Here is a 20911-nt window from a genome sequence, read left to right as displayed (position 1 = left end):
AAAATAGCAAACCCGGGCTTTGGGGGAGAGTACAGATTGTTACAACAGGTGGATGAATACGGAAAAAGAATTCTGTGGGAAGGACAAATTTCTGTCGGTGTTGTTTTGCGGGCGAATAAATCAGTTTGATATTTGGTTGTAAAAGAAGTGTTTGTGGCTTTCGTGTCCGTTGATTGTTGCTTTTTGGTCTGATCTCTTGCGGTTCGATGTCCGTTTTTTATCCTATTATGTCCGATCTCTGCTTTTCTGCATTGCCGGGCCACTTTAATTTTACCTTCGCTTGAAAGGCAGTCAACCGCGCACCCCAACGCGGAACTGTCCTAATCAGCCAAAACCTAATAATCTGCAAAGAAAAGACAGTTGGTCCTTTTCGTTTTTTGATGATTGTATTTTGAAACCAATAGCTAGTTGAATGAGAAAAATTCTTGCGACCATTTTTAGTGTTTTGTTTGTTTTTTGCGCTGTTGCCCAAAAGGTATCTTCGGTTTATGTTGATCGAAAAGGGGTGATGCGCTGGAGCGACAGCCACCGCGAAGCTTCTTTTTTCGGGGTGAATTATACCCTGCCTTTTGCCCATGCTTACCGCGCTGCCGGTTACCTGGGTGTTGACCGCAAAAAAGCCATCGATGAAGATGTGTATCATTTTGCCCGCCTCGGGTTTAACGCTTACCGCATTCATATTTGGGATGTGGAGGTGTCGGATGGCGAGGGAAACCTGCTCGAAAACGATCACCTCGATTTACTCGATTATTTAATCGCCAAACTGAAAGAGCGCAACATCCATCTGGTGCTAACGGCGCAAACCAATTTCGGCAATGGTTATCCGGAGCGCAACCAGCCTACCGGTGGTTTTTCGTACAAATACGATAAATGCGACATTCATTCCAACCCGGAGGCGATTGCTGCGCAGGAGCGCTACATTGCCGGTTTGGTGAAACACGTCAACCCGTACACGGGCAAAGCTTATAAAGACGATCCGATTGTTGTGGGCTTTGAAATTAATAACGAGCCCTGCCATTCGGGAACCAAGGAGCAGGTCCGCGATTATATAAATGGTATGCTGGCCGCGATGAAAGACGCCGGAAGCAGCAAGCCTGTATTTTATAATGTAAGCCACAACGCTTATGTGGTGGAGGCTTATTACGAAACCGACATCCAGGGGACAACCTACCAGTGGTATCCAACCGGTTTGGTGTCGGGGCACACGCAAAAGGGCAACTTTTTACCCAATGTGGCTGAATACCCGATTCCGTTTTCAAACGTGAAAGGCTTTAAAAACAAGGCAAAGCTGGTGTACGAGTTCGACCCGGCCGATTTGCTGTATTCTTATATGTATCCGGCAACGGTGCGTTCGTTTCGCACGGCGGGCTTCCAGTGGATGACACAATTCGCTTACGACCCGATGGAGCTGGCGGCTTACAATACCGAGTATCAAACACATTATTTGAACCTGGCTTATACGCCCGGCAAGGCCATCAGCATGAAAATTGCAGCCGAAGCAGCGCGCACACTTCCACTCCGGCAATCTTACGGAACGTATCCGGCCGACACGCTGTTTGGCGACTTCCGGGTGAGTTACAAAGAAGATTTGAGTGAGCTGAACTCGCCAACCAAATTTTACTATTCCAATAGTACAACAACAAAGCCGGTCAGTCCGAACAGTCTGACAGCCGTTTCCGGAGTTGGCCGTTCGCCGCTGGTAAACTACGAAGGCACCGGCGCTTACTTCCTCGATCAGCTGGAAGATGGCCTGTGGCGGCTGGAGCTGATGCCCGATGCGGTGCAGGCGAGCGATCCTTTTGCCAAGCCATCGCTCCGTAAAGAGGTGATGCGCATTTATTGGGGCGCCTGGAATATGAGCCTGAACCTGCCCGACTTGGGAAAATCGTTCAGCATAAAACAACTGGATTCGAATAAAATACGAAACACACAAACAACAAACGGGACAATCAATCAACTGGAGCCGGGTGTATACCTGTTGCAGCGCGATGGAGTGAAGGCAGTTAAAGAGTGGGATGCTACAACGACCTGGAATGAGATTAAACTGGGTGAGTTTGTAGCTCCTAAGCCTTCATCTGTCAATTTCACAGTTCGTCACCAGGCCGCGAAAATTACGGAGGCAGGCAAACCTTTAACGATTGCCGCTGTTGTCGCCGGAAATCAGTTTCCCGATTCTGTGTTGATTTATACCGACCAAGTTTCGTTCTGGAGTTCCGACAACCCCTATTATAAATTGAAACGGGTGAACGGTTATACTTATCAGGTTGAAGTGCCCGGCGAGGATGTGCATGGCGCCCGCTTCAACTATAACATTGTTGTTTTTAGCGATGGCCAAAAGCAAACTTATCCGGCCAATGTGGCCCGCAGTCCGCTGGATTGGGATTATACCGCCGATCAGTTTTACCGCACCCGCGTCGTTGAAGCGCAAAAGCCAATCGAGCTGTTTAGCGTGAAGGAGGATGGCGACGGGCTTCAAGCTTATATGTTGCCGGAGTGGGCTTCGTTGCAGCGCCGCATGGTGGAGCACTCGCCGATCGAAAAAATTACGGAGCGTTTTTCATTTAAGTCAGACAAGGAGCAGCCCGAACTGTACCTGCGCAAATACATTGCTGATGATGTGGCGAACCGGAAAGAACGGCTGGCTGCAGCTTCAAGCTTGTGCATCCAGGTCAATGACGCTCCGGCCGGCTTGAAAGCGGGTTTTGTGACCGCCGATGGATTCACTTACCGCACGGATTGCCCGGCGGCAGAAAACGGCGTTGTTCGCATTGCGCTGAAGGATTTGCAACAAGGCCGCACTGCCTTGCTGCCCATTGCTTACCCGGTGTTTATGAAGCCCTATTTCAGCCCGGAAATCGATCTTCCTTTTCCTGTTGAATCGATTGAATTTCTGGAGTTGATGGTTGCCGGGGAAAAAGGAAAAACAAGTGAATTGGAAATCGGATCAATATGGATCGAATAGAAAATAAGAACCAAAACCAAATAAGAAGTAGCATTTTAAAAAAGGATTAAAAACCTATAGTTATGAATTGTAAGTATTTAAAATCTAGCTTGACGGCTATTGTGTTGGTGCTCGGCGTTTTGTTGGGCGTAAGCACTACTGCCTGGGCGCAACAACCCGGCAAAAGAACGATTACGGGTACGGTTGTCGATGAAACGAATCAGCCGTTACCTGGGGTAACAATTATTGTTGAAGGTACAACCACCGGTACTATTACCGACTTTGATGGTAATTACAGTATCGTGCTGACCGAAGAAGCCGAAAATCTGCAGTTTTCCTACATCGGCTATCAGTCGCAAACGGTGCCTGTTCCGCAAGCCAATCAGTTGAATGTACAGCTGTTGGCGGATACCCAGGAGATCAGCGACGTGGTGGTGGTTGGTTACGGGGTGCAGCGTAAAAGCGACCTCACCGGATCGATTACCAGTGTTGGTACCGACGACTTTAACAGTGGGCTGATCAGTTCGCCTGAACAGCTGATTAACGGTAAAGTGTCGGGTGTGCAAATTATGCAGAACAGTGGTTCGCCAACTTCGGGAAGTACCATTCGTATTCGTGGCGGCGCCTCGCTGAATGCCAGCAACGATCCCTTGATCGTGTTGGACGGTGTGCCCCTGGAAAGCGGCGGTATCAGTGGTAACTCAAGCAACTTCCTGAGCTTGATCAACCCCAACGACATTGAAAATATGACCATCCTGAAAGATGCGGCTTCAACGGCCATCTACGGTTCGCGTGCATCCAACGGGGTGATCCTGATTACAACCAAGAAAGGTTCTACGACAAAAGGTATCCAGGTGAATTTCTCGACCACCAACTCGGTGCAAACAAAAACGCAGATGCCGGATATGTTATCGCGCAGTCAGTATGTTGATGTGATGACCAGTCGCGGATCGGATGAGCAAAAAGCATTGATTGGTGACTACAGCACCGACTGGTACGATCAAATTTACCAGGCAGCTTTTGGTACCGATAACAACCTCAGCCTTTCGACCCGGGTAGCCAAGAATACGCCGATGCGTGTTTCGCTGGGCTACTACAACCAGGACGGCATCCTGAAAAGCGACAATGCCGAACGGTTAACCGGAAGTGTTTCTGTTTCACCCTCGTTTTTGGATGATAACCTGAAATTCAACCTGAGTGCCAAAGGGGCACACAACAACAACACCTTTGCACAAACCAGCGCCATCTGGGCGGCTTCAATCTTCAACCCAACGCTTCCTGTTTATTCGGGAACCGATGCTTTTGGCGGCTACGACGAAGCCATCGACAATGGTGGCAACCCGGTGAACGGGGGCGTGCGCAACCCGCTCGGATTGATTGAGCAATACAATTCGACCAGTAAAGTTGACCGCGTGATCGGGAATATCGACATGGATTATAAATTCAGTTTCCTGCCCGAGCTGAAGTTTCACGCCACAGCCGGTTACGACTATGCCAAAGGGAAAGGGAATATTTATGTGCCTGCTGAGGCCGCTCAATATTACACCACCGGTGGCCGCGACTATGCCTATGGCCCGCAGAAGAATACGAACCGTTTGTTGACGACTTATTTCAACTACAATAAATATTACGATGCCCTGAAAAGTAGCGTTGAAGCCACTTTGGGTTACGACTACCAGTACTGGAAAAGCACCACCCCGCTTTACCAGGAACTGAACACGGCCGGCGAAGTTCAGAGCACGAGCGCGGCCACCGATCAACGGCACGCGATGGTGTCGTACTACGGACGTTTGAACTATGGCTACGATGGCCGCTTTATGGTGACAGCCAGTTTGCGGCGCGACGGTACCTCGCGCTTTAGCGACGACAACCGCTGGGGTACCTTCCCCTCGGTAGCCCTGGCCTGGCGCATGGATCAGGAGTCGTTCCTGATGGACAATCCCGTGCTGAGCACCTTGAAACTGCGTTTGAGCTATGGGATCACCGGTCAGCAGGAAGGAATTGGCAACTACAACTACCTGCCGGTGTACACCTACAGCCAGGAGGGTGCTGAGGTTCAGTACGGCGATCAATGGTACTACACCTACCGCCCCGAGGCTTACGTTTCGGATTTGAAATGGGAAACAACCAAATCGTGGAATGCCGGTTTCGACTTCGGTTTTATGGATAACCGCATCAGTGGTACCTTCGATTTCTACACCCGCCAAACCGAAGATTTGCTGGCAACGGTTCCGGCTGCTGCGGGTACCAACTTCGACAAAAACATCCTGACAAACGTTGGTAATGTGGACAGTCATGGTATTGAAATAACCTTGAACGCATCGCCCATTCAATCTAAAAATTTAAACTGGGATGTGAGCTTCAACATGAGCTGGCAAAAAATGGAAGTGAAAAACCTGTCGCTGATTGAAGGCGGTTCGACAACCAACACCCTGGTGGGGCCAAGCATCGACAGCTACCAGTTTCAGGTGCTGAGCGAAGGCTACGAACCTTACATGTTCTACCTGTACCACCAGTTGTACGATGCCGAAACAGGCAAACCCATTGAAGGCGCTTATGCCGATTTGAACAACGACGGCCAGATCAACTCAAGCGATTTGTATCGTTACCACTCACCGGCGCCCGATTTCATTCTCGGCTTCAGCTCGTCGTTGAATTACAAAAAATGGACGATGAACATGAGCTTCCGCGCCAATATCGGCAACTACGTGTATAACGGCATGGCCATGAACACCGGCGCCTGGAGCACGGTAAGTTATAACTCGTACCAGCTGAATAATTTGTCGACAAGCTTCCTGGAAACCGGCTTCAACAGCCGCCAGTATTTGTCGGACTACTATGTTGAGAATGCTTCGTTCCTGAAAATGGACAACCTGACGCTGACTTACAACTTTGGCAAGATTTGGGATACCTGCAACCTGAACATCAACGGGATGGTGCAAAACGTATTTACCATCACCAATTATTCGGGTGTTGATCCGGAAGTTCCCAACGGAATGGATATGAACTTCTACCCCCGTCCGCGCACATTCTCATTGGGGTTAGGCCTTAATTTCTAATCGTTTAAATTGAATAGAAACATGAAAAAAATATATTTCTGCATACTGGCTGTAAGTACGTTGTTATTTACATCCTGCGAAAAAGACCTGGATCAGTATCCGCATACCGAAACCACCTCGGAGAGTGTTTACACCACGGCCGATAACTACAAAGCGGTGTTGGGCAAACTTTACACCTCGTTTACAACAACCGGACAGGAAAAGGGTGGTGGCAACAGCGACCTTTCGAGCAATAACGGGCAGGACTACATGCGCTGTTATTTCAATCTTCAGGAGGTCGGAACCGACGAGGTGGCTTCTACCTGGCTGGAAGGCGACAAAGTGATTGACCTGACTTACCTGTCGTGGGACGCCAACGATCCCTGGGTGTCGGATATGTATTACCGCATCTACTACACCATTGCCATGACGAATGAATTTTTGCGCAATGCCACGGACGATAAAATTGCCGGCTTTACGGAAGAAGAACAAGCTAATATTGTGCATTATCGCGCCGAGGCACGTTTCATCCGGGCTTTGACCTACTACCATGCCCTGGATTTGTTCCGCAATATTCCGTTTGTAACCGAAGATGACCCGGTAGGCGCTTATGCTCCTCCGCGCTACACGTCGAGCCAAATCTTTGCTTATATCGAATCGGAATTGAAGGATATTGAAGACGATTTGTTGAGCCGTACCGAGCTCGAATATGGTCGCGCACCGAAAGCTGCCGCCTGGACATTGCTGGCCAAGCTGTACCTGAATGCTGAAGTGTACATTGGCGAGGATCACTACACTGATTGCATCACCTACTGCAACAAGGTAATTGCCGATGGTTATTCGCTGGAAGGCGATTTTCAAAAGCTTTTTAATGCCGATAACCACTTGCGTACCAACGAAATTATTTTCCCGCTTCCGGTGGATGCCGAGAGCACGGTGTCGTGGGGAGCGACAACCTACCTGATTTGTGGCGAAGTTAGTAATACCTCGGATTACCAGGATCCGGCGGCTTACGGGGTAACCAGCGGCTGGGGCATGTTCCGCGTGCGTGGCGAGCTGCCGGCTTTGTTTGATGAAACCGATGGCCGTAACCTGTTTTTTACCGAAGGACAAACACAGTACCTGGACGAGGTTGACAACCAGAGCTACGGCTATTTTATGAGCAAGTGGACCAACCTGACCGATGGCGGCGAAGTGGCTTCGAACACGGTGGATGGTGGTGTCGATACCGATTTTCCCTTGTTCCGTCTGGCTGATGTGTACCTGATGTTGGCCGAGAGCGTTATTCGCGGTGGCAGCGGCAGTTCTTCGGCCGTAGCGCTGGATTTGTTGAATGAACTGAGGGCCCGTGCTTACGGCGACAACTACGAAACCGATGGCAAACTTGCAGCATCGGATCTGACACTGAACTTCATTTTGGATGAACGTGCCCGCGAGTTGGCCTGGGAATGTACCCGTCGGACCGACCTGATCCGTTTCGGAAAATTCACCACCGATTCGTACATCTGGCAATGGAAAGGTGGCGTGAAAGATGGAAAAGCGGTGGATAGCAAATTCAACTATTACCCCATTCCAACTTCGGACCTGACCGCCAACCCGAATTTATATAACAAAGAATATTGATTCGCCTAACTAAAGAAGATATGAAAATGAAAACCATAAAACATTTTTTAATAGCGATCCTGTCAATCGCAGCTTTCACGGGCTGCGAGAAAGACGGCGACCTGATTACCTTATCGGGGCTTGAGCAAAGCGAACTGATGGCCACCGAATCAACGGTTGTATTAACGCAGGAAACCAGTGCCGAGCATGCTTTATCGCTGGCCTGGACCACCAGCACCCTGACGGTGAGCAACCCCAACATGTCGGCTCCCAATGTACTGTCAACAACCCTTCAGGTTTCGGCAACGGAAGATTTTTCCGGAACAATCCAGGAATCTGTTGAGGACAACCTTTCGCACACCTATACCGGTGCGCAGCTCAACACCGTTGCTAAAAACCTGGGAGCAACCCCGGGGGAAGCAACAGCAGTTTATTTCCGTTTAGCAGCCTCGGTGGGCGACAATATGGAGCCGGTGTACAGTAATGTGGTAACGGTGAATATTACGACCTACGAAATTGATATGAGCATTGGCTTTATCCTGGACTCAGAGCAGCAAGCAACTGGTGTGACACTTTACTCAGCCGACTCGGATGGTCAATATCTTGGTTTCATGGGCGCAACCTCCTGGTATAACTTCTTCCTGAAAGAAGGTGACGGAACGATTTGGGGTAACGACGCGGTTAGCGGAACGGCCTTTGAAACTTCGTCGGACGACGGAAGCTGGAACTGTTGGTTCCCCGGCCTGGGCGGTTGTTACTATGTGGATTTCAACACCAACAAAAAGAACTGGGCAGCCACTTATATCCCGACCCTCACGCTGACTGGAGATTTGACAGGCGAAATGACTTTCGACCGTCCGAATAATAAATGGACCTACTTGTTTACGGCCACCAGCACGTCGATGACGATTCAAATTGCAGGAAACGGTAAACTGTTCAACCTTTCAACCGGTGCAGGCGACGGCACAGATGCGGTTGCTGAGGATCAGCCAGTGGCCTTCGTGATGAATGGCGATCAGCTGGAACTGGCTTCTGCGGGCAGCGATCTTACAATCACGGTGCCTCAGGCCGGCGAATATACCCTCACGCTCGACCTAAGCAATCCAACGGCATGGACCCTTGAGGCTGTTGAAGGTTCGGAAGAACCTGTTGTGGTCAACCCATACATTTACCTGCCGGGTGTTGACGATGGCACCTCCGGCAACTGGACCTTCGACAATGCGTTGTCCTTGTACAACGAGGATGCTTTGGCTTATGCCGGTGTGGTGAATGTGAATTCGCTTTGGGGTTACACTATTAATATTGAAAAAGACAACTGGGATGATAAGTACACGTTGGCTTCAGGCGATGGAACTTCGGGAACGCTGGTTTTCCAGGGCGCGGATAATATTCCTGCACCAACGGCCGGCTTGTACCTGGTTGATGTTTCACTGAGCGGGTTAACCTACAACCTGACAACTTTGGGCAATGAGATCTGGGTTGTTGGACTGGATGATAAATGGGAGTTTGACGTGCCCCTGACTGCTACCGGAACTGCCGGCGAATATTCAGGGCAAATTACCTTTGCCGGAGCATCGCCATGGGGCTTCAAGATTCTTTTGGCCTTTGACGATTGGGATCATTATTATGGTGGGTCCAACGGTGAATTGTACTACCAAGGAGGCAACATCACTGATGATGCCAGCCTGGCGGCCGGAACATACACCATGACGGTTAACCTGATTGACGGAACGTACAGCATTACACAGTGATAACCATAAAGGTCACCGTCTGTTATCGGGCTGTGACCTGTTTTTCAAAATACAGAAAGAAAAAGTTATGAAACGAAATAAGATTGTTTTACTGGCAGCAATGGTGTTGGCGCTGTTTGTTGCCTGCGATGATGAACCGCAACTGCAAACACCCCTACCAGAGCCGGAGTACGATATGACCGGTTTTGCAAAAGGGGCCGACGTGAGCTGGCTGACCGAAATGGAAAGCGACGGCGTGCTTTTTTACGACGCCAACGGCAAACAGACGGAATGTATGCACCTGTTGCGCGATTTGGGTATGAACTCGATTCGCTTGCGTGTTTGGGTTGATCCGGCGGATGGCTGGTGCAACAAACAGGATGTTTTGGTGAAAGCCTGGAGAGCCCAACAATTGGGCATGCGGATTATGATCGACTTTCACTACAGCGACAGCTGGGCCGATCCGGGCAAACAAAACAAACCTGCTGCCTGGGAAGACCTCAGTTTCGATGATTTGAAAACTGCTGTGGCCGATCATACAACCGAAGTGCTGACGCTGCTGCAGGAAAACAACATCGCTCCGGAATGGGTGCAGGTAGGTAACGAAACCGGAAACGGGATGCTTTGGGACGAAGGCAAAGCTTCGGAAAACATGGCGCAATATGCGGCTTTGAATAATGCTGGTTATGATGCTGTGAAAGCGGTTTTCCCCGACGCACTGGTGATCGTTCACCTGCAAAACGGTTACGACAATTCGCATTACCGTTGGTTGTTCGACGGGTTGGAAGCGAACGGCGGCAAATGGGATGTGATCGGTATGTCCTTGTATCCTACAGCGGATAATTGGGAAACGCTGACAGATGAGACGATAACGAATATGAACGACATGATTAGCCGTTACGAAACCCAGGTGATGGTGTGCGAAACCGGCATGCCCTGGGACGATGCAGAGACTTCTTACGCATTTTTGAGTAACTTGATCGCCCAATGTAAAGCAATTGCAGACGATCAGTGTTTGGGCGTGTTGTACTGGGAACCGCAAGCGTACAGTGGGTGGAACGCCTACACCCTGGGAGCTTTCGACGAAAGTGGAAAACCGACAGTTGCATTGGATGCATTTGCAGAATAATAATGTTACTATGAGACTTTTATTACTAAGTATTTTTTTGCTGGCAGGCATTTTCGCAAAAGGGCAGCGTTCGGAATTTGTCCTCGAGAAAGGCTGGAAGTTCAGCAAGGGCAACTTTGAACATGCGGCAAAGGTCGACTTTGACGATTCAAAGTGGCAGACGGTAGCTGTTCCCCACGACTGGGCCATTTACGGACCCTTTGATAAGGAAGTGGATAAGCAAGTGGTGGCCATCACCCAAAACAACGAGCAGGAGGCTACCGAGAAAACCGGACGCACCGGTTCGTTGCCACACATTGGCGACGGCTGGTACCGCACAAACTTCGACTTGCCAAAGCTCGAGGAAGGAAGTCGGGTGTTGGTTGTTTTTGAAGGTGCAATGAGCGATCCCGAAGTGTTTGTCAATGGCGAAAAAGCCGGAGAATGGGCTTATGGTTATGCCTATTTCAACCTGGATATTACCGATTTGGTGAAGGCCGGTAACGCTAATCTTTTGGCTGTGCACCTCTCGCCTAAGCCCTTGTCGTCGCGCTGGTACCCTGGTGCGGGTTTGTTCCGCAAGGTTCGTATTGTGATTGAACCGAAAGACCATTTTCAGCTTTGGGGCACCTTTGTAACCACGCCGTTTGTGAGCGACAGCCTGGCACAAATCAATATCAAATCGAAAGTGGCGGGCCGTAACCTGCGTATCGAAACAGCGATTAAAGATGCCGTCGGTACGGTGGTGGCATCGGGGTCGGCACAAACGCTTTTTGGTGAAGGGTTTGAACAAAATATAGCCTTGACGAATCCGCTGCTGTGGAGTCCCGAGTCGCCAACACTGTACTATGCCGAGTCGAAATTGTACGACGAAAACGGTCAACTGCAGGATGAGCAGACCACCCGATTCGGTGTTCGCACCATCAGCTACAAAGCTGGCGAAGGGTTTAAGTTGAACGGAGAAGTCCGCAAGTTTAAAGGCGTTTGCTTACACCACGATTTGGGCCCGCTGGGTGCGGCTGTTAACAAAGCGGCTTTGCGTCGGCAGATTCAGATTATGAAGGACATGGGAGCCAATGCCATTCGCAGTGCCCACAATATGCCCTCGATGGAGCAGCTGGAGCTTTGCGATGAAATGGGCATGCTGTTCCTGGCCGAGAGCTTCGACGAATGGAAAAAGCCGAAAGTTGAAAATGGCTACAACCGTTTCTTCGACGAATATCATGAAAAGGACATCGTGAACCTGGTGCGGGCTACCCGCAATCATCCTTGTATTGTGATGTGGAGCAGCGGAAACGAAGTTCCCGATCAATGGGGAAGTGAAGGGGTGAAACGGGCCAAAATGCTGCAGGATATTTTCCACCGCGAAGATCCAACCCGCCCGGTTACCGTTGGTATGGACCAGGTGAAGGCAGTGATGGAATCCGGCTTTGGTGCCATCATGGATGTGCCTGGACTGAACTACCGCACGCACCTCTACGAAGAAGCTTTCGAACGTTTCCCGCAAGGTTTGTTGTTGGGGTCGGAAACAGCTTCAACGGTGAGTTCACGCGGAATTTATAAATTCCCGGTTGAGAAAGCCGTTGGTAAAATGTACGACGACGGGCAGTGTTCATCGTACGATTTGGAATACTGTAACTGGAGTAACTTGCCCGAGGACGACGCGGTGCTGCAGGACGATAACGATTGGGTGATCGGTGAGTTTGTGTGGACTGGTTTCGACTACCTGGGCGAGCCGACTCCTTACGACGAATATTGGCCATCACGCAGTTCATATTTCGGTATTTGCGACCTGGCGGGTTTGCCGAAAGATCGTTACTACTGGTACAAAAGTCGCTGGAATACTAATGAGTCGACCCTTCATATTTTGCCGCACTGGAACTGGCAGGGCATGGAAGGCGACACGGTTCCCGTGTTTGTGTACACCAGCTATAAGAGCGCCGAACTTTTTGTGAATGGCAAAAGCATGGGTGTGCGAGCCAAAAACGACAAGTCGAAGTTGGAACGCTACCGCCTGATGTGGAATGACGTGGTTTACGAACCGGGCGAACTGAAGGTGGTTGCCCTCGATGATAACGGAAAACCTGCCGAAGAAAAAGTGATTCGCACCGCAGGTGAGCCATACCGCATCGTTCTGGAAGCAGATCGCTCGACGATTGATGCAGATGGAAACGACCTCAGCTTTGTAACCGTGTCGGTGGTCGATAAGAATGGCATTCCTTGCCCAACGGCAACCAACCAGCTCAACTTTAAGGTGGATGGCGCCGGAACTTATCGCGCAGCTTGCAATGGCGATGCTACTTCGCTGGAGCTTTTCCATCAGCCAACCATGAAATTGTTCAGCGGCAAGTTGGTTGTGTTGGTGCAGAGCACCGATGAAGCCGGCGAAATGACGCTTCAGGTGAAAGGAAAAGGCTTGAAAGCCGGGAAAATTACCCTGAAATCAAAATAGGACTTAGTTAGATTAGAGAATAGGTATCAGGTTCTGGAAGGTGTTTGGATATTGGCAATAATCGATAACTTTGCCATTCAACCCTTTCAGAACCTTTTTTATGTCCCAAAAAATCCGTCTTTTATTGCTGCTTATCAGCCTGTGTTTAAGTAGTGTTTACGGTCAGAAATCAAAATACCGGACATTCGCCAATATCAACCTGGGGCCGGGCGTTTCGGTCGTGAGCTGTTTCTCGCAGGACAGCCAGGGCCTGGTCTGGATTGGCGCCAGCAAAGGGCTTTTCAGCTACGACGGCTATTCCGTGCAGCCGCATTTTACAATCAATGAAAAAAGTAACACGCAGATTTATTGCGGGGCATTTGTGAGCCCACAGCTACTTTATTTGGGCGCCGACAATGGCGTGTTGATTTACAATATTCAAACCGACCGTTACGAAGACGCTCCTGTTGAATTTCCAACCGACGTGCGGAGTATGGCCCTGCAGGGCGATACACTCTGGCTGGGCTCGCTGCAAGGCTTGTTTGGTTATTCCTTGCGCGATCAAAAACTCATCTCGTTCGGTACTGATCGTTACCCGTCCATTCCACATAAAACAGTTTATTCGGTCATCCCGGGGCACGACAAACGGGTGTACGTGGGTACCTACGACGGGCTTTGTTACTACGATCCGAAGCAGAACGATTTTCAGCAAATTCAACTTCCCCAAAACCCGAAGAGGAATAATCAGTTTATTAACGCCTTGCTGGAAGATTCGGTTCGTGGGTGTATCTGGGTCGGCATGGAAGGCGGTTTGCTGCGGTACAACCTGAAGGATGGAGGGGTAGAACCGCAGGCCGAATTTCAGGATAACTCGGTGAAATCGCTGGCGCTCGACGCGAACGGTTATCTGCTTGCCGGTACCGACAATGGCTTGTTTGTTTATACTGAAAATGAAGAGCTTCAGCACTTGATGCATGATTCGCGAAACCCCAATTCACTCTTCAACAATATTGTTTGGAATATTTACACCGACGGCAATCAAAATGTGTGGCTGGGAACCGACTCGGGGGTTTCGCTGGCGCGCACCAACCGGGCTTTGCAGGAGGTGCCGATTGCGGAAATCACCGGCGTGGGCGACGGAAACCGTTTTTATTCGTTGTTTAAAGATTCGCGGAATTATTACTGGTTTGGCGGATCCAACGGGATCATCCGGGTCAACCAAAGCCGGGGAGAGTGGACTGATCCGGTTTGGTACAACACCGAAGATGCCAGGCATCCTTTGGCTCATGGCCGTATTCGACATATTTACGAAGACCGTGATTCGGACTTGTGGATCGCCACCGATGGCAGCATCAACCGCTATGATTACCGGGCAGAACAATTCATTCAATATAATATTGTTGATAACACAGGCCGGTTAAACAGCAACTGGGCCTACAACCTGTTCGAAGATAATCAGGGGAACTTGTGGGTGGCCACCTGTCTGGGCGGAATCTTTGTTGTCGATAAACAGAAGTTGTTGTCAAGCAAAGGCGGTAGCTATGTGGCCGATTATAATTTCAATACCGGTAACGGTCTGTCGGGCATGTTTATCAACCAGATTGTTCCCGACAAACAGGGAAATGTGTGGGTGTTGCTCTATAAAAACGGGATCGACAAAATCGACACACAAACGCGGAAGGTCACCAAGTTCCCACTCGACAAATATACGCGCGATGCCAACCCTTCTTTCATTTTGCCTGACCATTCGGGCCGGATATGGCTTGGCTTGCGGGAAGGCGTTTTGGTCATCAATCCCGAAAACGATCAGGTTGATCAGGTCTTCTTCGATACATCCCGTACCAACGAGGTACTGTCGATGATGGAAGCCGATGGAACGATATGGGTGTCGACCACCGACGGCTTTTGGCTGGTGGATACCGAAAGCCTTCAGGCCCGCTACCTGAACCTGTCGGACAAGCGTTTTTTGAGCCTGTTTTACGATCCTGCTGATCAACGTATTTTGATGGGTGAAGCCGATGGCATTGCGATTACAACACCCGCCATCAACAGCATGCCGAAAAAAGAACGCCCGATTATCGCTACGGGTTTTTACGTGAACAGCGAACCCTTTGAAGCGGAAGAGGCAAGCATTCGCTACAACGGCCACATCTCGTTGAATTACCAGCAAAACAATATTGCAGTCGATATTTCGGATCTGCCCTACTCAATGGAAGAGAAAAGCAAGCTGGTTTACCGGCTGGACGATTTGGATGCCGACTGGAATCTGCTGAACTCGGATAATTATCGTATTTCGTATAGTAACCTCGATCATGGCGACTACCGGTTGCGGGTAACCCGCCTGGATGCCAACGGGAAGCCTTCGGCAAATCCGTACACGCTGAACATTACGATTAATCCGCCCTGGTATTTTACCTGGTGGGCCAAAAGTAGTTATGCGATTGTTGTGCTTGCCCTGGTCGGTTGGATTATTAATTTCTTCCGGGTACGAAACCGGCTGCGGATTGAACGAATTGAAAAAGCGAAAATTAGCGAGCAGTCGCGCATGAAGATGGAATTTCTCTCCAACATGTCGCACGAGCTGAAGACCCCGCTGAGCATGATTATTGCGCCAATCAGCCGGCTGTTGTCGGAAATAAAGAACAGCCACGAAAAGCAACAGTTGAAACAGGTGCAGCAAAACGCCATTAAGCTGAATTCGCTCATCCACCAAATGCTCGATTTTAACCGGATTGATGTTGATAAAAATTCGCTGCTGATTTTATCACGCATCGAGTTGGTTGGCTTTGCCCGCAAGTTGTTCAATGTGTTTGCGGCAGCAGAAGACCCGGCGGAATTCACTTTTCAGTTTTCGACCAATAAGGATCGGATCGACCTGGAACTGGACGTTATTAAGTGGGAGTCGATCCTAAGCAACCTGTTCTCGAATGCGGTGAAATACAGCTCCGGCGGAGGTGTCATCAGTTTGTCAATCAACTATAACGATGCGGATGAAATCCTGGAGCTAAGTGTTTCCGACACCGGAACCGGAATACCGGCGAAAGATCTTCCGTATATTTTTCAGCGATTTTTCCAGTCATCGAAGACAGCAGGTAAGAAAGAAGGAACCGGGATTGGCCTTTACCTGGTGAAAACATACACCGAACTGCACGGAGGAAAGGTGACCGTGGTGTCGGAGGAAAATGTCGGGACAACCTTTACGGTGCGCCTGCCTATTCAGGCCTTCAGTGCTGAAAACCCGGCATTTGAAACGGAATCAGGAGAAGTGTCACTCAACAATCATAAGGCTGATAAGCCGGTTGTGTTGATCGTTGACGACAATCGGGAAATTGCCGGTTTTGTTCGCCAGCTTCTTCAGCCGCAGTACAATTGTTTGTCGGCCGACGATGGCGAAAACGGTTTGGCGCTCTGCCTGGAGCATCAGCCGAATCTGGTGATTTCGGATGTGATGATGCCGGGCATTGGAGGGCTGGAGATGTGCCGCCGCATTCGTAAGAACATGCCCACGTCAACTACGCCGATCATTTTGCTGACCGCTAAAGATGATAAAGAAACCGAGCTGGAGAGTATTCATCTGAATATTGATGCGTTCATTCCCAAGCCTTTCGAGCCCGACATCCTGCTCTCGCGCGTGGAGCAGCTAATTCAAAAAAAGCAAAAGCTGGAAAGCAAGATCAGGCTCGAAACTATTGCCGAACCCCGAGAAATTGAAGCGGAGTCGCAGGACGAAAAATTCCTTTCGCGCATAACGAACATTGTGGAAGAACACCTGGCAGATTCGACCCTGAATGTGAATGCCCTTTGCGAAATATCGGGCGTGAACAACAAACAGATATACCGAAAAATGAAACAGCTAACCGGTATGACTCCAGTGGAGTATATCCGCTCGGTACGCATGAAAAAAGCAGCCATGCTGTTGCGCCAGCAGAAGTTTTCGGTGGCCGAGGTAATGTACATGGTGGGCTTTTCGAACCATTCGTACTTCTCGAAATGTTTCAAAGCCGAATTCAACAAAACGCCAATGCAGTACAAAGAGGAAAGTTAAGTTTGCCGACAACGGCCGAAGGACTAAACTTATCTGTTGAGTTTGCTTTCGGAAGCTTGTTAAATTGCCTTAATTTCAGCATCGAATTGGCGACAGTTGAAAGAATGTACTATCTTCGCAAACATAAAAATTGAAATTAGGGAAAGTCGGTGTTGTTTTAATGTGTCCGGTGCTTTTAGTCGCGTGTTTTTGCTGCTGGCAGCCGGATGATTTGCCAAGCATCGGCTATCTGTTTTTTTCAATTTGACCGAATCGAGCAAATAACTGAAAAACATAGAAGCAGGTCAGCGACCTGAAATGAAATCATTGAGAAGATGAAGAACTACAAAATGCTTAATAATATCACCGGATGGGTGGTATTTGTTATAGCTGCGGTTACCTACCTGATGACCATTGAGCCAACAGCTAGTTTTTGGGATTGCGGCGAGTTTATCACTACCTCATTTAAATTGGAAGTTGGTCACCCGCCGGGTGCGCCTTTCTTCATGATTTTAGGTCGTTTTTTCACCTTGTTTGGCTCTCCCGAGCAAGCGGGGATGCTGATGAACGCCTGGTCGGCAGTAGCCAGCGCCCTGACCATTCTGTTTTTGTTTTGGTCCATCACTCACCTGGCCAAAAAGATGATTCATTTTGACGGTGAGCCCAGTCTGGCGCAAACAATTGCAGTTCTGGGCAGTGGTGTTGTTGGTGCGCTGGCTTATACATTCTCCGATACCTTTTGGTTTTCTGCCGTTGAGGCCGAGGTTTATGCCACTTCATCGTTATTTACAGCAATCGTCTTCTGGGCCATCTTGAAATGGGAAAACGAAGCCGATGAACCTCATGCGAACCGCTGGATTATATTTATCGCTTACATGGTTGGCCTGTCGATTGGTGTTCACCTGCTGAACCTGCTGGCCATTCCAGCCATTGTTTTTGTTTATTATTTCCGAAAATACAAAACTACCAAACAGGGTGTGGCCATTAGTTTGGTGGCTTCACTGGTGCTCCTGGGCATTGTCATGTATGGAATCATTCCCGGGGTAATCACGGTTGCTTCCTGGTTCGAGCTGGCCTTTACCAATGGTCTGGGCTTGCCATTCAATACCGGGGCTGTTGTGTATGCTTTCTTGCTGGTTGGTTTGCTGGTGTTTGGGATCTGGTACACGTACACCAAAAAGAAAGCGCTGCTGAACACCATTCTGGTTTCGGTAACGGTTATCTTAATTGGTTATTCATCTTTTGCCATGATCGTGATTCGTTCTTCGGCCGACCTGCCGATGGATCAGAACAGTCCCGATAATGTTTTCAGTTTGTTAAGTTACCTGAACCGGGAACAGTATGGCGACCGTCCGCTGGTGTTTGGGCAGTACTACAATACCCCGCTCGATAGCCGCACGCCTTATGTGAAGGACAAAGAATATTACATCAAAAAAGACGGGAAATATGTGGTGGCCGATGTGCGCCAGAAACCGCAGTACGACTCAGGACTGACAACTTTCTTTCCGCGGATGTGGAGCCGTCAGCCCGATCATATTGAGGATTATAAAGCCTGGGCCGGTATTAAAGGAAAACCGGTAACAATTACCGACGACGATGGTCAGCCCAAGACAATCATGCAGCCAACTTTTGGCGAAAACCTGACCTTCTTCCTGCGTTACCAGGTGGTACACATGTATTTCCGCTACTTTATGTGGAATTTCGTGGGTCGGCAAAACGATCTTCAGGGACATGGCGACCCGCTGAACGGTAACTGGATTAGCGGAATCAGTTTTGTCGATTCGGCGCGTTTAGGCGACCAAAGCGATTTGCCCGATAAATATAAAAACAACAAAGGACGCAATACCTATTTCTTCCTGCCCCTGCTGCTGGGACTGGTGGGCGCCTTTGTGCATTATCAACGTAACCAAAAGGACTTCTGGGTGGTGATGCTACTCTTTATCCTGACGGGTCTGGCTATTGTTGTTTATCTGAACCAATACCCGCACCAACCGCGGGAACGCGACTATGCTTTTGCCGGTTCGTTTTATGCCTTTGCCATCTGGGTGGGGCTTGGTGTGCTGGGCTTGTTCGAGATGTTGAAGCAGAAAGTTCCCGCCACGGTTTTGGCCGGAGCCCTCACGGCAGTTTGCCTGTTGGCCGTTCCCGGACGTATGGCCGCTGAAAACTGGGACGATCACGATCGCTCGGATCGTTATACTTGCCGCGATTTTGGCTCGAACTACCTGAATAGTTGTGCCCCCAATGCAGTTATCTTCACCAATGGCGATAACGACACCTTCCCCTTGTGGTATAATCAGGAGGTTGAAGGAGTGCGTACCGACATGCGGGTTTGTAACCTGAGTTACCTGCAAACCGACTGGTATGTCGATCAGATGAAGCGTAAAGCTTACAGCTCGGAGCCACTGCCTATTAAGTTCACCCACGATCAGTATGTGCAGGGAACCCGGGATGTGGTTTATCTGATGAACGATCCGCGGCTGAAAGCGCCGGTTGAATTGTCGAAAGCACTGGACTTTGTGCGCGACGATGATCCCCGAACAAAACTGTCGCAGGCCGATAATGCCTCCTACATTCCGTCCAAAAAATTATTCCTGAAGGTGGACAAGGAAGCGGTGATCCGTAACAAAGTGGTTCCGCCCGAGATGTACGATCAAATTGTGGATACCATCTTCATCGACCTGAGCGGTAAAAACTACCTGGTGAAGGACGAACTGATGGTGCTCGATATGTTGGCCAACTCAAACTGGGAACGTCCGCTGTATTTTGCCATTACCGTTGGTCGTGATAAGTACATGGGGCTGGAATCCTATTTTCAGTTAGAGGGATTTGCCTATCGTTTCACGCCGGTGAAAAGCCAATCGAACGGCCTGTATATCGGAACGGTGAACACTGAGAAAATGTACCAGCACATGATGCAGGATTTTAAATGGGGAAATATGAATAATCCGACGGTTTACATCGATGAGAATAACCAACGGATGATGATTAATATCCGGAATAACTTTAACCGTCTGGCCGAAAGCCTCATTGGCGAAGGCAAGAAGGATTCGGCCATACTGGTGCTCGACCGTTGTCTGGAGCTTATTCCGAAACAGATTGTGCCGTATAACTATTTCTCGCAACAAACTGCGGCCAGCTATTTTGCGGCAGGGGCAAACGAGAAAGCGCAGAGCCTGATGCAGGATATCGTCAACGATTATAAGGCAGAGATGAACTATTATTTAAATATGGATCCTGAATTTCAGGCTTCGGTTGATGAGGAGATGCAGCGGATCCTGTACTTCCTGCGCGAGATGGGAATGACGGCCGAAAAGTATAAGCAGGATGCACTGGCCCGGGAAATAACCGATCAGTTTAACGACTTTTTAGGACGATACAGCAGCCAGCGCTAATGCATTTTGTGAATCCCAACATCCGGTTGCCCCGCCTGCTGACCCGTTTGTTTCCGGGAGCAGTTTTTCGGGTGAACACGCCTCGAAAGGAGGTGTTCCTTACTTTCGACGATGGTCCCATTCCGGAAGTGACACCTTGGGTGCTCGGTTTTTTGAAGGCTGAAGGTTTGAAAGCCTGTTTCTTTTGCGTTGGCGAAAATGTGCAGCGTAACCCGGAGCTCTTTCAGCGGGTACAAGCTGAAGGGCATTTGGTTGGTAACCATACCTTCAACCACGTGCAGGGTTTGAAGAACGACGATGAGAGCTATTATCGGAATATCGCAAAGGCCGCGGCTTATATCCCGGGGAATCTGTTTCGCCCGCCACACGGGCTGTTGCGGATTCGCCAGTTTAAGAAACTGAAGGCTGACTACCGGTTTGTGATGTGGGACATCATCAGCCGCGATTTCGATAAGCGCTTATCTCCCCGGCAGGTTTGCCGGAATGTATTGCGAAATGTACGGCCGGGGTCGGTGATCATTTTTCACGACTCGCTGAAGGCCGAAAAAAATATGAAACAAGCATTGCCCCTGGTTATTCAGGGCTTGCGCGAAAAGGGATTTAGCATTGGCGATCCCCGCCTTCTGATGGAAGGTAACTAAA

At 49.5% G+C, this 20911-nt stretch carries 9 protein-coding genes; all 9 read left to right on the top strand.

The annotated features are described in order from the left end of the window. Positions 1 to 412 precede the first annotated feature (412 nt). Positions 413 to 2962 (top strand): glycoside hydrolase 5 family protein, encoded by a 2550-nt coding sequence (locus tag C8N47_RS01385; RefSeq protein WP_107820719.1) that lies wholly within the window; start codon positions 413 to 415, stop codon positions 2960 to 2962. A 62-nt stretch (positions 2963 to 3024) separates the two neighbouring features. After that, entirely contained in the window at positions 3025 to 6000 is a 2976-nt protein-coding gene (locus C8N47_RS01380) for a SusC/RagA family TonB-linked outer membrane protein (RefSeq protein WP_107820718.1), read from the top strand. Between the two features lie 21 nt (positions 6001 to 6021). Continuing rightward, on the top strand, positions 6022 to 7602 hold the full coding sequence (locus tag C8N47_RS01375; protein WP_107820717.1) for a RagB/SusD family nutrient uptake outer membrane protein: 1581 nt from the start codon (positions 6022 to 6024) through the stop codon (positions 7600 to 7602). Positions 7603 to 7628: 26 nt separating this feature from the next. After that, the gene (locus C8N47_RS01370) at positions 7629 to 9332 is read left to right on the top strand and encodes a DUF5114 domain-containing protein (RefSeq protein ID WP_107820815.1); all 1704 of its coding nucleotides are present in this window, start codon (positions 7629 to 7631) and stop codon (positions 9330 to 9332) included. A 67-nt stretch (positions 9333 to 9399) separates the two neighbouring features. Next, positions 9400 to 10440: a glycoside hydrolase family 53 protein gene (locus C8N47_RS01365; RefSeq protein ID WP_107820716.1), complete on the top strand. Its 1041-nt coding sequence runs from the start codon at positions 9400 to 9402 to the stop codon at positions 10438 to 10440. Positions 10441 to 10450: 10 nt separating this feature from the next. Continuing rightward, the gene (locus C8N47_RS01360; protein WP_211315999.1) at positions 10451 to 12871 is read left to right on the top strand and encodes a glycoside hydrolase family 2 TIM barrel-domain containing protein; all 2421 of its coding nucleotides are present in this window, start codon (positions 10451 to 10453) and stop codon (positions 12869 to 12871) included. Between the two features lie 100 nt (positions 12872 to 12971). Beyond that, complete coding sequence (locus C8N47_RS01355) at positions 12972 to 16895, top strand: hybrid sensor histidine kinase/response regulator transcription factor (protein ID WP_107820714.1); 3924 nt, start codon at positions 12972 to 12974, stop codon at positions 16893 to 16895. A 314-nt stretch (positions 16896 to 17209) separates the two neighbouring features. Continuing rightward, a complete protein-coding gene (locus tag C8N47_RS01345) occupies positions 17210 to 20269 on the top strand; it encodes a glycosyltransferase family 117 protein (protein WP_107820712.1) in 3060 nt (1019 codons plus the stop codon). After that, complete coding sequence (locus tag C8N47_RS01340; protein WP_107820711.1) at positions 20269 to 20910, top strand: polysaccharide deacetylase family protein; 642 nt, start codon at positions 20269 to 20271, stop codon at positions 20908 to 20910. The genes C8N47_RS01345 and C8N47_RS01340 overlap by 1 nt, the downstream gene beginning before the upstream one ends. Position 20911: the final 1 nt, after the last annotated feature.

Origin of the sequence: Mangrovibacterium marinum, from assembly GCF_003046625.1 — a bacterium.
In the GTDB taxonomy this organism is placed as follows: domain Bacteria; phylum Bacteroidota; class Bacteroidia; order Bacteroidales; family Prolixibacteraceae; genus Mangrovibacterium; species Mangrovibacterium marinum.
This window is presented reverse-complemented; position numbering and strand designations above follow the sequence as displayed.

Bases quoted from the DNA above. Each gene is read 5' to 3' on its own strand.
- C8N47_RS01385 (WP_107820719.1), top strand. From the start codon at position 413: ATGAGAAAAATTCTTGCGACCATTTTTAGTGTTTTGTTTGTTTTTTGC.
- C8N47_RS01380 (WP_107820718.1), top strand. From the start codon at position 3,025: ATGAATTGTAAGTATTTAAAATCTAGCTTGACGGCTATTGTGTTGGTG.
- C8N47_RS01375 (WP_107820717.1), top strand. From the start codon at position 6,022: ATGAAAAAAATATATTTCTGCATACTGGCTGTAAGTACGTTGTTATTT.
- C8N47_RS01370 (WP_107820815.1), top strand. From the start codon at position 7,629: ATGAAAACCATAAAACATTTTTTAATAGCGATCCTGTCAATCGCAGCT.
- C8N47_RS01365 (WP_107820716.1), top strand. From the start codon at position 9,400: ATGAAACGAAATAAGATTGTTTTACTGGCAGCAATGGTGTTGGCGCTG.
- C8N47_RS01360 (WP_211315999.1), top strand. From the start codon at position 10,451: ATGAGACTTTTATTACTAAGTATTTTTTTGCTGGCAGGCATTTTCGCA.
- C8N47_RS01355 (WP_107820714.1), top strand. From the start codon at position 12,972: ATGTCCCAAAAAATCCGTCTTTTATTGCTGCTTATCAGCCTGTGTTTA.
- C8N47_RS01345 (WP_107820712.1), top strand. From the start codon at position 17,210: ATGAAGAACTACAAAATGCTTAATAATATCACCGGATGGGTGGTATTT.
- C8N47_RS01340 (WP_107820711.1), top strand. From the start codon at position 20,269: ATGCATTTTGTGAATCCCAACATCCGGTTGCCCCGCCTGCTGACCCGT.